This is a genomic window from Halorubrum aquaticum (assembly GCF_900113615.1).
GTDB classification, from domain to species: Archaea; Halobacteriota; Halobacteria; order Halobacteriales; family Haloferacaceae; genus Halorubrum; species Halorubrum aquaticum.
The window spans coordinates 29,702-41,338 of sequence record NZ_FOPZ01000016.1 but is presented as its reverse complement, the minus strand read 5'-3'; the positions used below and the strand labels follow the sequence as shown (position 1 = coordinate 41,338).

Genomic DNA, 11,637 nt, shown 5'->3' with positions numbered 1-11,637 from the left:
GAATTGGAAAGCCGAAGCTCTGTTGAAATCCTCTACCGGTGATACTTCTAACTCATCTGCGGTCACTGCAGAACTGACGAATCGCTCAGCACAGACGAAGGAGCGAGCGATCTGCTGTGCTGTGGCGCGCCGGTGAGCGCCCGAAGGGCGCGAACCCGACCGCGAGGGACGCGGCGAGCGGAGCGAGCCGCGAGGCTGGGGAGGCGTGAGGTGTGGTTGCGGTGCGGTCGGGTGGGACTCAAAGGGGCAGCCTCGGGGAGGAAGCCCGGCGAAGCAAGCACCGCAGCGAAGGAACGGTAGTGACTGAGCGAGGAGCACAGCGAACCGCGCGAGTCCCCGAGGCTGGGGCTTTGGACGTGTTCACCGCGCCAGCAACGATCCCCCTCGTATTTCCTTGATTACCCACGAAACACTCGTTCTATAAGCACGCTTCGTCGACCAACTGTTTCAGTTGATAATGTGTCTGAAGAATAGGATTTCAACAATGCCTCCGCCTCATCTAAGCACTCAGCACAGAGCCAAAGCCGGATTTATTGTACCCGCCTTTGAAATTCGACTAAATGTACGACCGGATTCTACTGTCGACCGACGGTACTGTCGCGTCTGAACACGCTGAAGCGCATGCACTCGATCTCGCAGCCACGCACGACGCCGTCCTTCATGTCCTCTACGTCGTCGACGAGGATGTCGTGACGGCGTACAGCGGTGACGAGTACGTCGACGAAGCCGAAGGCCCCGAACACGGCCTCGAAGAACAGGGCGACGAGACGCTCTCAGAGCTTCGTCAGAGAGCGTCTGAGGCCGGCGTCGACATCGAGACGGCGATACGCCACGGTCGCCCTTCCGAGACCATCGTGGCGTATGCCGACGACCACGACGCAGACTTGCTCGTGCTCGGTACCAAACGCCGCCCAGACGAATACCGGGCACTGCTCGGGAGTGTCACCGACCGGATCCTTCGCTTGACGACCCGCCCAGCAACCGTCGTGAAAACTGAAGTCAGCGAGTAGCGAACGACCAATTGCTACCAGCCATCCTCAGGTGTGTGACGAGTGAGACGGGGGTCGAACTCCTCGCCGTCGATCTCGACGCGAGAATACACTTTGATTCCAAAGTTTGACCCTCACAAGACCAGAATGATCGAAAGGAAAATTCGCTAAAGAGAGGGGAACGTACGTACTCTTGTATGACGACGATCATCACCGTAGAGGGAATGACCTGCGGCCACTGTGAACAGACGGTTACAGAGGCACTTCAAGACGTATCCGGCGTGACCGACGTGACCGTCGACCGGGAGAACGAACAGGCGACCGTCGATGGTGACGCGGATGCCACGTCCCTCGTAGAGGCCGTCGAAGACGCCGGGTATACCGCTCATATCTGAGAATAGCACAGAACGTTCCAAAGACGAACGGCCCACCGTTCCCTTCGGAGTTTGCCCACACAGACCCTGCTGTACGATTTCAGGGGCCGAACATTCAGGAAGCCGGTGAATCCACTTCAACAGAGAATGACTCATGGAAGACCACGAAGATACAAATGAGAACCCCGCGGGAGAGGATACTCATCAGGACAACGACAGTCACCACCAGCACGGACTCGGCGAGCACGATGAAGCGGTCGACGGGTCTGACGAGCAACGGGTAGAACAGGAGCTACTGGAAGACGATGCTCAACCTGCCGCGGAGGGTGAGGCTGCTCGACACGAGCAGCATGAGCACGCCGGACACGAGGGGGGAGGGCACGATCACGGGTCCCACGAGGGGCACGGCGAGGGCCATGGTGGGATGCACGAGGGTCACGAGCAGATGTTCCGACGGCGCTTTTTCGTCTCGACACTCCTGTCGATTCCCGTTCTCCTCTACAGCCCAACGCTACAGGAGTGGCTGGGTTTCTCTGTCCCAGCGTTCCCCGGCAGCGAATGGATCAACCCTGTGTTCGCCGTGATCGTGTTCGCCTACGGTGGCATCCCCTTCCTGAAAATGGCTGTCCCCGAACTGCGAGACCGTGCGCCCGGGATGATGACGCTCATCTCGATGGCGATCACCGTCGCGTTCGTCTACAGCTTAGCGAGTGTCGTGTTCCCGGCGCAGTCGGCGTTCTTCTGGGAACTGGTGACGCTGATCGACATCATGCTGTTGGGTCACTGGATCGAGATGCGGTCGGTCCGTCGGGCCTCCAGTGCACTCGACGAGCTGGCGAAGCTGATGCCTGACACCGCAGAGCGACTCACTGAATCAGGTGAAACCGAGGAGGTTCCCGTGGACCAACTCGGAGAAGGCGATCTTGTGCTCGTCCGTCCTGGTGCGAGCGTCCCAGCTGACGGCGTGGTCGAGGAGGGCGATTCCGACGTGAATGAGGCGATGATCACCGGCGAATCTCGCCCCGTCTCGAAGGAGCCAGGTGACGAGGTGATCGGCGGTACAGTGAACGGTGACGGCAGTCTTCGGGTCCGGATCGATTCGACCGGCGAGGAGACGACGTTGGCTGGCATTATGCGGCTCGTCGAAGACGCCCAGCAGAGTAAGTCTAAGACACAGATGCTTGCTGACCGGGCGGCGGGATGGCTATTCTACGTCGCGCTTGGTGCGGCTGTGGTGACCGCTATCGCGTGGACGCTTGCGGTTCAGTTCAACGCAACAGTCATCGAGCGGGTGGTCACCGTCCTCGTTATCGCTTGTCCGCACGCGCTCGGGCTGGCAATTCCACTCGTCGTCGCCATCAACACCTCGATGGCCGCACGAAACGGGATGCTCATCCGCGACCGAATCGCTATGGAACAGGCGCGAGATCTCGATACGATCGTGTTCGACAAGACGGGGACGCTCACGAAGGGCGAACACGGTGTCGTTGACGTTGAGACGACTGACGCCATCAACGAGGATGAAGCGCTTGCGCTGGCCGCCGCCGTCGAGGGTGATTCCGAGCACATGATCGCCCAAGCTGTCCGGAAGGAGGCTGATGAGAAGGGAGTCACCGCGCCGAACGCCACGAACTTCGAGGCGATCAAAGGACGCGGTGTGCGGGCCACAGTTGAGGAAGAAACCGTCCACGTGGGCGGACCGAACCTTCTTGAATATCTCGACAACGATGTCCCGTCTTCCCTCCAAGCGTTTGCGGACGAGGCTGGCGCGAACGCTCAGACGGTTGTCTATCTCGTCCGCGACGGGCAAGCCGTCGCAGCGTTTGCAATGGCGGACGTCATCCGTGAGGAGAGCTACCGGGTCGTCGAAGCGCTCCACAACCTCGGTATCGAAGTGGCTATGCTCACGGGTGACTCTGCGGACGTGGCTCATGCCGTTGCCGAGGATCTTGGCATCGACACCGTGTTCGCGGAGGTTCTCCCCGAAGACAAAGACAAGAAGGTGACTGAGCTGCAGGACCAAGGAAAACTCGTTGGGATGGTCGGTGACGGTGTCAACGACGCACCGGCACTCACCCGGGCGGACATCGGGATCGCTATCGGAAGCGGAACGGATGTTGCGGTTCAGTCGGCAGACATCATTCTAGTCCAGAACAATCCGATGGACGTTGTCCGACTCGTAAAGTTAAGCCGAGCGAGCTACAAGAGGATGCGAGAAAATCTCGTCTGGGCGGCCGGCTACAACGTCTTCGCAATCCCGCTGGCAGCTGGCATCCTCTTCCCGTGGGGGATTCTGCTGTCCCCGGCCATCGGAGCATTGCTGATGTCTTTGAGCACGGTCATTGTTGCGATCAATGCACAGTTCCTTCGGCGAACCGATCTCACAGTTCCGAGCCTCCCCGAGGTATCGTCGTCAACCGATACCCGTCCGACTGGTTGATTTCCCGCGAGTGCTTTTTCCGATCCTAGTATCGATTAACACTGTCGTGCTGACTACATCATTGGTATCGAATCCGACCACGAAAACCCGTCACTGTATGGAAGTTTCAACAAGGCTGAATCAAGTAATCTATCTACCACAAAGTTAATGCCTTCAAAGCATATATTTCGATATAATTATGCTCAAAGGGCATTTTGAGTCGGCGGGGGCGAGTATCGAATATGGGGATGCTGGCTTCCTCTTTCCCGTCGATGAACTGGATGCGACTGTCATCCAGTACCGAGATGCCCAACTCGCGCTTGACGACGTCGATGGATCGAATGTCATCGTCGTCGCACCGACGAGCCTCGCAACCAGTTACTTCCTCACTTAGCACGCGCTCACCGCGATTCCCGTCGACAGCCACCCCGCTGCGGTTCAGACCCAGATCACTGCTGAGCTTGACCGTTCCCTGGATACGTTCGAACTCATTCAGATCGGGAAGTGGAATAGTGACAGTACGAACCGTTCGCTCGCCGAATTCGCGGACGCCTGAATTCCGACTCTTGGACGTGTAGACTTGGACAAACCCAGCAGTACACAACTATCGATGACTGAGACACTCGCCGACGAGTACCCGGAGGCCACTCCGTACATCCAGCAAGCCGTCGACGAACACGGCGAAGACTGGGTGTTGGAGAATTACTACCAGCAACTCTACTCGCTCGGGCGGCTTATGGAAATGCCCGAAAAGGACGAACTCCCGTTCTACGACGATGACGAGAACGACACGATGACCGAAGCGGAACGAGTAGAGATGTACCAGGCGTGGGCTGAGTATCGGGAGAACCTCCGTACCGGAACGAAACCTGACGAATGACTGCCACCCTACATTTTTCTCAGCGGTAGTCGTTGGTGACGTATGGATTTGGATCGGGCGCGTGGTGTCCTACTGGGGTTGGCGTGTGGGGATGCGCTGGGCCGACCAGTCGAGTTTTCGTCTGCCTCGGAGATTAGTGCTGAGCACGGTCGGCTCGACGAGATGATCGGGCACGGCACGTGGAACCAGCCTGCTGGGACGATCACGGACGACACCGAGCAGGCGCTGTGCATCGCACGAAGTCTCGCCGAGCAACAAGAGTTCGATCCGGCGGACATTGCCGAGCGGTTCGTTGCGTGGTACGATAGTGGGCCGTTCGACATAGGGGGGATGACGAGGCGGTCGCTCAGCCGCCTCCAACGCGGCGATGCGTGGGACGAGGCAGGCCAGCAGGTCTGGGAGAGCAGTCCTGAAGGCCAGAACGCAGGGAATGGGAGTGTGATGCGGTGTCCACCGCTCGCCATCCCGTACGCGGCGGACTGGGAGCGACTTGCCGAGGTGAGTCGGCAGTCCTCACAGATCACGCACGCTGACCCGCGGTGTACGGAGGGTTGCGCGATTCTGAACCTCACCGTGGCTGGCCTACTCGAAGACGCGGACACGCCGTTGCAGGATGCCCTTGACTACGTCGGTTCAGATGCGCCTGAGGAGATCGTGACGGCACTCGAACCACTCGCTCGTGGCGACTCGACCGACACGCTGGAAACGTCAGGGTACGTCGTGTATTCGCTGCAGACGGCACTCCACGATGGCCTGGTCGCGGAGAGTGCTGAGGAGGCGATTGTGACGGCGGTGAATCGTGGCGGTGATACAGATACGATTGGGGCGATTGCTGGCGCGGTCGCTGGCGCGCGGTTCGGATCGTCACAGCTTCCGGATCGGTGGCTGAGTGCTATCGACGAGCTCGATGAACTCGAAGTACTGGCAACCCAGCTTACCAACGTGGGGTAAATCAGGAGAGATGTGTTGGCCAGGCTCTGGATGTAGTGCGTTTTAATTCGGTCTGTCACCTACGCTGATGGGATGACTGCCTGTGTCTATTACCATCATCCCGAGGATTCTCAGTATTCTCTCGCGTACGTTACTCAGGAGAGGGATGAGATAACGACGTCCGGGCAAGATGCAATTATTGAGCAGTACGATCTGGATGAGGAATTCTTCGTACTGTATACGAATCGCGGGGCGAGCGGTACGGTTGAGGACCTTGATGACGAGTTTGAAGACATACTCGATGAGATGTCGCCACAGAATCGGACGATTACGGTGCGGTTGCTTCAGATTTTCGAGGAGATCATCGAGGAAAAGGAACTGGAGGAGGATGCGAAGCTCGAAATTTACAAGCAGATTGAATTAGAGCGGATTCCTGACGCTCTCGCTCGCGTTGAGTGGACCGGTACCGCCGTCGATGTCGCAGGGCAGCTGATGTCTACACTCATTCTGAAACACGCGCTGCCCAACGCGAATCACCGGACGTCGATCAGTATGGCTCAATGGTACCTGGAGAGTATCGAAACCGGATTCTCTTTTCCTGACTTTGCGACCGAAGAGTACGACTGGAAGGCGTGGGTCAACGAGTACATTACCGAGTCGAAGCGGCTTCTCACGGTTCGACGGAATACGACGGCGTTCTCGTTACTTGCTGACTGGGGGTGTGACACCATTATGCGGAAGAATAGCATCGGGATCGTTCTTGCAGAGTATGACCTCGACTTCACTCGTTCAGAGGCCTACGCGTACTATGGAGAGGTGCATACAGAGCTCTGTACGGACTTCCTTATTGAATCTGTTACTCGTGCTGGACACGACGAACTCATCACTGCCGACGGTATTGGCAAAGCAGAATTCGTCTCGTTCCTCGATGAGGCAGAATAACCGCGTTAGTCCTGGAGGTCTGCGACAGTGCGTCCGAGCTCCCGGGCGTGTTCGCTCTGGCTTACGTCGTACCGCTCTTCTATTGAGCGGAGTCGTTCTTGAAACGTCATTGTTGGGCCTCCAGTTGCGTCTACTATAAACAAGGCAGTTCCCGCATAAGAACCTTTTCCCAGTCGTTCAGGCGGTGTTCAGATAAGGATTGAAAGGTGAGGCGGTGCGTTTTCAAAGTGGTTCATGCCCGAAAACGACCGCCTCAGCGGCTGTTTAGACGAGATGAACGTAGAGTTTGTGGAGCGGGAGGCAACACCGAAACTGTTGATGAAGCTCAGTATTCAGCTTCATTTGTCTGGACTGTCGCTTTCGAATACTGTTTCGTTTCTTGTGCTCTGTTGAATCCGCAGAAGGCGGCGGGATAGCGTCGCTCTGAAGGTGGAAGCGAAGCGGAAGAGCCGAATGTGACTAACCTACTCTTCCGCTTCGTTAAGCAAGCCGCGTCGCTGGCTCAAAAGCGCTGTGCCGCCAGTCCAACGGCGGTGAGTGACCCGACTGGCAACGGATTTCCCGGGTGGAAGCATGTCACGCTCCACTTTTTGCGGGTTCACATGGACGCGACGTACCGAGAGATCGTGGATTGGGCGAGTGAGATGGATCGCGTTCGTGGTCTGTTACAGCTCGCTCGAACGGCATTTCCCGCACCCTCAACGCTGTACCGGTCGTTTGAGAGGGTGCCCATGTCCGTGTGGCGCGGCTTCCTTCGAGAGTCTGCGACCATCTGCGATCCGGGCTCGCACGGAGCCATCGATGCCACGTTCTTCGACCGCGAAACGGCATCGAGACACTACCAACACCGCTCGGATCGCCACATACGCACGCTCAAAACGACGGCGCTCGTCGATACAGACTCGTGTGCCATCCTCGATATTCACTGCTCGGCACACTGGCCTCACGACACCCAAACCGGCCGTCGAGTTGCCCTTCGCAACACCGAGAAAATTGAGAGTCTCGCCGGCGACAAAGGCTATGACGACCAATCTCTCCGGGATGCCCTCCGATCAGCGGGCGTCCGGCCCCTGCTGCGTCATCGGTTGTTCGCTGCGTACGATCACGCACACAACGCACGGTTGGACAGCGGGCTATACGGCCAGCGCTGGATGGCCGAGACCGCCTTTTCGGCCATCAAGCGTCGGTTCGGCCCCGCTGTCCACCCTCGCGCGTGGTACCGCGAGTTCCGCGAGTTGGTGTTGACCGCCGCAGTCTACAACCTCGAACAAGCGCTCAAACAGTGACCCCGACGCCGTCATCGGATTCAACAAAGCAGTTTCTTGAAGTATTCGGTGTTGATCGGGTTCGATCCACTGTTCACAACTGGGTTCATAAGGCTGATCTACAGCCGGAATCTGGTCGGAGTCCGAATCGTGTTGCGGTCGATGAAACGGTGATTCAGCTTGACGATGAACAGTATTGGCTGTACGCCGCCGTCGATCCTGATTCAAACGATTTACTCTATACAAAGCTTGAGCCGACAAGAACAAACGTAATCGCAGATCAGTTTTTCGCGGAACTTCGCGAAACACACGATATAGATGACGCGATCTTTCTCGTTGATGGCTCGGTTCCACTTCAGCGAGCCTGTGACAAACATGACCTCAAGTTCAGATACAAACGACATGGAGATCGGAACAGCGTCGAACGTGTCTTTCGTGAGGTAAAACGCAGAACTACCAGTTTCTCAAACTTTTTCAGCAACGCCGAAGCAGAAACTGCGAACAAGTGGCTCAGCTCGTTCGCCTTCGCATGGAATCAGCTTATCTGAACACTACCCCGGGTGCTGCGGATCACGTATTAGATAGATTATAATTGACGGGTCGCGAGCCGTTTTCCGGAAAGCTCCAGAGATCGATACGGCCAGTTATCAAAACAGAGATTCGTCCGATACTCTCATCATCCTCCACAGACGGCGTGTATTCAATGACCGTCGCGACTGGAACGGATGACGGCGGAGCGCAGGGAGGCCACGACGAGTTCCGCTCGGAGGACCTCTGGGAGTCGTACCTCGAGCGCGCCGAGCCGGCGCCCGAAGACGATGACGAAGTGGATCGATTGCGCCACGAGCGTGACTTCTGGCGGTCGATGTTCGACCAGTTGGTGGGCGAGTTTCCGGAGGGAGTACTGGTAACGCGAACCGACGGAGGACTCACTCACTGGAACCGGACGCTCGCCGACCACCTCAACATCGACGGGGCGGAGGCGATAGGCGAACACGCATACGACGTGATCGGGACCGAGAACAGGGACGAGACGCTGGCCGAGACGATCGCACGGGAGGAGACCGCGATCGAGGAGGTGGAGATCCGCGAGGTACCGACGACGGACGCGAAGTTCCAGAACTACGGCGTCCCGCTCCGCGGCCCCGACGGTACCGTCGCCGGAGCGTTCGAGGTCGCCTCCGACGTCTCCGAACACGTCGACCGCCAGCGCGAGCTCGAGGCGCTTCAACGGGAGGTCTCAGGGACGGTCAGGACACAGCTCACCGACCTCTCGGAGACGATCGATCGGGTGGTCACGTTCACGGAGGAGACGGAGTCGTTCTCCGAGGCGCAGCGACGGTGGATGGAGCAGGTCGCGGACGAGGTGTCCGACCAGTCGGCGACGATAGAGGAGATCGCCTCGAGCGCGGAGCAGGTGAACCAGGCGGCCGGACACGCCCGGGAACGGGCCGACGAGGGAGAGACGGCGGCCGAGACGGCCCTCGAACGAATGGATGGGGTTCGGTCGTCGGCCGAGAGCGTCGGCGAGACCATCGACGAACTGACCGCGCAGGCCGACGAGATGGGCGAGATCATCGAGGTGATAAACGACATCGCCGACCAGACCAACCTGTTGGCGTTGAACGCCAGCATCGAGGCCGCCCGTGCGGGCGAGGCGGGGGCCGGGTTCTCGGTCGTCGCCGACGAGGTCAAGTCCCTCGCCGAGGAGTCACAGGAGCAGGCGGGCCGGATCGAGGACCGGATCGGCGACGTGGTCTCGACGACCCGACGGACCGCGGTCGAACTCGAGGAGACGACCGATGACCTCGACGCCGCCACCGACGCGGTCGGCGGGATCGTCGACTCGCTCCGGGAGATCCGCGAGGCGGTGGACGAGACGGCCACCGGCGTCGAGGAGGTCGCCCGCGCGACCGACGACCACGCGGCGAGCACGGAGGAGGTGGCCGCCACCGTCGACGAGGCGGTCGGCGAGCTGACCGAGTTGGAGGAACAGCTGTCGGAACTCAGCGGGATCGCGAACGACCAGTACCGGCAGGTGGAGCGGATCGAGGGGACCGTCGACGGGTTGCTCACCGGAGAGTGACCGGCCGCCGACCGTCAGTCGCCGCCGAGCCGGCGTGACGTGTCCGCCATCGCGGGGTCAGGAACGTCGGGGCGTCGTCACTCGGTCAGCTCCTCGATCAGCGTGTCGAGGTCGTAGGTCGCCGGCGCGCGCGACTCGTCGCGGAGGGTCGAGATCGTGAACGTCGAGTTGGTTCGTTCGACGCCGTCTATCGCCTCGAACTCGCTGATGAGTCGTTCGACGGTGTCCGACGAGGAGAGCCGCGCGATGACGACGAAGTCGGTCTCACCCATCGTGAAGAACGCTCCGGTGACCCCCTCGATCTCGAGGAGCCGTTCGGCGAACTCCTCGTGGGAGTCGTCGTAGTCGGCGAGCACCTCGACGATGACGGTGACGCCGAGCCCGAGCGCCTCGTGGTCGAAGTCGTAGAGGTCGTTCTCTATCACTCCGGACTCCCGGAGGTTGTTGAGCCGGTAGTGGATCGTCGACACCGGGATGTCCGTCTCCTCGTGAAGCGCCTCCGGACTGCCGGTCCCGAGGTCGGCGATCGCCTTCAACAGCCGCACGTCGCGCTCGTCCATGAACGCGGGTTCACGTTACGGATCCGTATATATTCCGACCGACATACTCGGAGTCGACTCCAACATCAACCGACGGATCCGGATCGATATTGAACGAGCATCATATGTGTGTTCCTTCATCCAAAATTCTGGATATTCCGAGAGATTAGTTTAAATATCTCCGTGAAATCGATATTGTATCCAATGTACTCGAAGGACCTCCTTTCGTCTCCCACCGTCGCCGTCGGCGCGTTCCTGCTGCTCGCGACGCTGTGGGGCAGTTCGTTCGTCGCTATCGAGGCCGGGTTGGCGTACTTTCCGCCGCTGCTCTTCGCGGGGATCCGGTACGCGCTCGCCGGGGTCGCCGTGTTGGCGTACGCGACCGTCGTCTCCGACCGCTGGGTCCCACGCGGTCGCGACGAGTGGCTCGGCGTCGGCGTCGCCGGCGGCTTCGTGATCGCGGCGTACCACGGCCTCCTGTACGTGGGCGAGCTTCACGTCTCGGGCGCGATCGCCGCCGTGATCGTCAGCCTCTCGCCGGTGTTGACCGCCGCGTTCGCCGCGGTCCTGCTGCCGAACGAGCGGCTCGGACCCCTCGAGATCGCCGGGTTCGCCCTCGGCGTGGTCGGGGTCGCCGTGATCGCCGACCCCGGCGGAGCGGGGCTCGCGGCCGGAGGCGGGGTGGGTCCCCTCGGCTTCCTCTCGCCGGAGCTCCTGGGCGTCGCGTTGGTGTTCCTCTCCGCGGCCTCCTTTTCGGTCGGGGCCGTCCTCCTGCGACCGCTTCGAACCGACCTCCCGATCGCCGCGCTCCAGGGCTGGGCGATGGTTACCGGCGCCGGACTGCTCCTCGGCGGGGCGGCCGTCACCGGTGAGTCGCCCGCGTCGATCGTGTGGAACGCGACCGCGGTGGTCTCGTTGACGTACCTCACCGTCCTCTCGGGGATCGTCGGGTTCCTCCTCTACTTCGCGCTCCTCGACGCCGTCGGTCCGACACAGCTCCACCTCGTGAGCTACGTCGAGCCGATCGTCGCCGCCGTCGGGAGCTGGGTCGTGCTCGGGCACCTGATCGGCGGGGAGGGGGTCCTCGGCTTCGTCGCCATTCTCGCCGGCTTCGCCGCGCTGGAACGTCGCGAGATCGCCGCCTACGTCGCGGCCCACCGCGGGTTCCGCTCGTAGCGAGTGCTCGCCCCGGAACGCCCTTAAGACCGGGGCA

Annotated in this window: 10 protein-coding genes and 3 pseudogenes; 12 read left to right on the top strand and 1 reads right to left on the bottom strand. The window is 60.1% G+C overall.

Going from position 1 to position 11,637, the window contains the following annotated elements:
- Nucleotides 1–560 precede the first annotated feature (560 nt).
- From F3H10_RS12510 to F3H10_RS12460, 11 genes and pseudogenes are all read left to right on the top strand, one after another.
- Nucleotides 561–1,010: a universal stress protein gene (locus F3H10_RS12510; protein WP_149785094.1), complete on the top strand. Its 450-nt coding sequence runs from the start codon at nucleotides 561–563 to the stop codon at nucleotides 1,008–1,010.
- Nucleotides 1,011–1,186: 176 nt separating this feature from the next.
- Entirely contained in the window at nucleotides 1,187–1,384 is a 198-nt protein-coding gene (locus F3H10_RS12505; protein WP_149785093.1) for a CopZ family metallochaperone, read from the top strand.
- Between the two features lie 133 nt (nucleotides 1,385–1,517).
- Complete coding sequence (locus F3H10_RS12500; protein ID WP_149785092.1) at nucleotides 1,518–3,803, top strand: copper-translocating P-type ATPase; 2,286 nt, start codon at nucleotides 1,518–1,520, stop codon at nucleotides 3,801–3,803.
- A gap of 178 nt (nucleotides 3,804–3,981) precedes the next feature.
- Nucleotides 3,982–4,338, top strand: a pseudogene (locus tag F3H10_RS12495) (hypothetical protein).
- Nucleotides 4,339–4,392: 54 nt separating this feature from the next.
- Entirely contained in the window at nucleotides 4,393–4,662 is a 270-nt protein-coding gene (locus tag F3H10_RS12490) for a hypothetical protein (RefSeq protein WP_149785091.1), read from the top strand.
- A 42-nt stretch (nucleotides 4,663–4,704) separates the two neighbouring features.
- Nucleotides 4,705–5,613 (top strand): ADP-ribosylglycohydrolase family protein, encoded by a 909-nt coding sequence (locus F3H10_RS12485; RefSeq protein WP_149785090.1) that lies wholly within the window; start codon nucleotides 4,705–4,707, stop codon nucleotides 5,611–5,613.
- Between the two features lie 72 nt (nucleotides 5,614–5,685).
- Nucleotides 5,686–6,534 carry a hypothetical protein gene (locus F3H10_RS12480; protein ID WP_149785089.1) on the top strand — a complete coding sequence of 283 codons (849 nt, stop codon included), beginning with the start codon at nucleotides 5,686–5,688 and terminating at the stop codon, nucleotides 6,532–6,534.
- A gap of 234 nt (nucleotides 6,535–6,768) precedes the next feature.
- Nucleotides 6,769–6,915 (top strand): annotated as a pseudogene (locus F3H10_RS12475) (IS6 family transposase); the annotation flags it as partial.
- A 74-nt stretch (nucleotides 6,916–6,989) separates the two neighbouring features.
- Nucleotides 6,990–7,820, top strand: a complete 831-nt coding sequence (locus F3H10_RS12470) for an IS5 family transposase (protein WP_149785088.1) — start codon at nucleotides 6,990–6,992, stop codon at nucleotides 7,818–7,820.
- A 29-nt stretch (nucleotides 7,821–7,849) separates the two neighbouring features.
- Nucleotides 7,850–8,347, top strand: a pseudogene (locus F3H10_RS12465) (IS6 family transposase); the annotation flags it as partial.
- Nucleotides 8,348–8,502: 155 nt separating this feature from the next.
- Nucleotides 8,503–9,885, top strand: a complete 1,383-nt coding sequence (locus F3H10_RS12460; protein ID WP_149785086.1) for a methyl-accepting chemotaxis protein — start codon at nucleotides 8,503–8,505, stop codon at nucleotides 9,883–9,885.
- Between the two features lie 77 nt (nucleotides 9,886–9,962).
- On the opposite strand, the gene F3H10_RS12455 is transcribed toward F3H10_RS12460, so the two are convergent.
- On the bottom strand, nucleotides 9,963–10,445 hold the full coding sequence (locus tag F3H10_RS12455; RefSeq protein ID WP_149785085.1) for an Lrp/AsnC family transcriptional regulator: 483 nt from the start codon (nucleotides 10,443–10,445) through the stop codon (nucleotides 9,963–9,965).
- 183 nt (nucleotides 10,446–10,628) lie between these two features.
- Here F3H10_RS12455 and F3H10_RS12450 point away from each other — a divergent pair, with 183 nt between their 5' ends.
- Entirely contained in the window at nucleotides 10,629–11,600 is a 972-nt protein-coding gene (locus F3H10_RS12450; RefSeq protein WP_149785084.1) for a DMT family transporter, read from the top strand.
- Nucleotides 11,601–11,637 lie beyond the last annotated feature (37 nt).

What these genes read in the sequence shown, in the direction of transcription:
- F3H10_RS12510 (WP_149785094.1), top strand. Translation starts at nt 561, where the DNA reads ATGTACGACCGGATTCTACTGTCGACCGACGGTACTGTCGCGTCTGAA.
- F3H10_RS12480 (WP_149785089.1), top strand. Translation starts at nt 5,686, where the DNA reads ATGACTGCCTGTGTCTATTACCATCATCCCGAGGATTCTCAGTATTCT.
- F3H10_RS12460 (WP_149785086.1), top strand. Translation starts at nt 8,503, where the DNA reads ATGACCGTCGCGACTGGAACGGATGACGGCGGAGCGCAGGGAGGCCAC.
- F3H10_RS12455 (WP_149785085.1), bottom strand. Translation starts at nt 10,445, where the DNA reads ATGGACGAGCGCGACGTGCGGCTGTTGAAGGCGATCGCCGACCTCGGG.
- F3H10_RS12490 (WP_149785091.1), top strand. Translation starts at nt 4,393, where the DNA reads ATGACTGAGACACTCGCCGACGAGTACCCGGAGGCCACTCCGTACATC.
- F3H10_RS12485 (WP_149785090.1), top strand. Translation starts at nt 4,705, where the DNA reads ATGGATTTGGATCGGGCGCGTGGTGTCCTACTGGGGTTGGCGTGTGGG.
- F3H10_RS12450 (WP_149785084.1), top strand. Translation starts at nt 10,629, where the DNA reads ATGTACTCGAAGGACCTCCTTTCGTCTCCCACCGTCGCCGTCGGCGCG.
- F3H10_RS12505 (WP_149785093.1), top strand. Translation starts at nt 1,187, where the DNA reads ATGACGACGATCATCACCGTAGAGGGAATGACCTGCGGCCACTGTGAA.
- F3H10_RS12500 (WP_149785092.1), top strand. Translation starts at nt 1,518, where the DNA reads ATGGAAGACCACGAAGATACAAATGAGAACCCCGCGGGAGAGGATACT.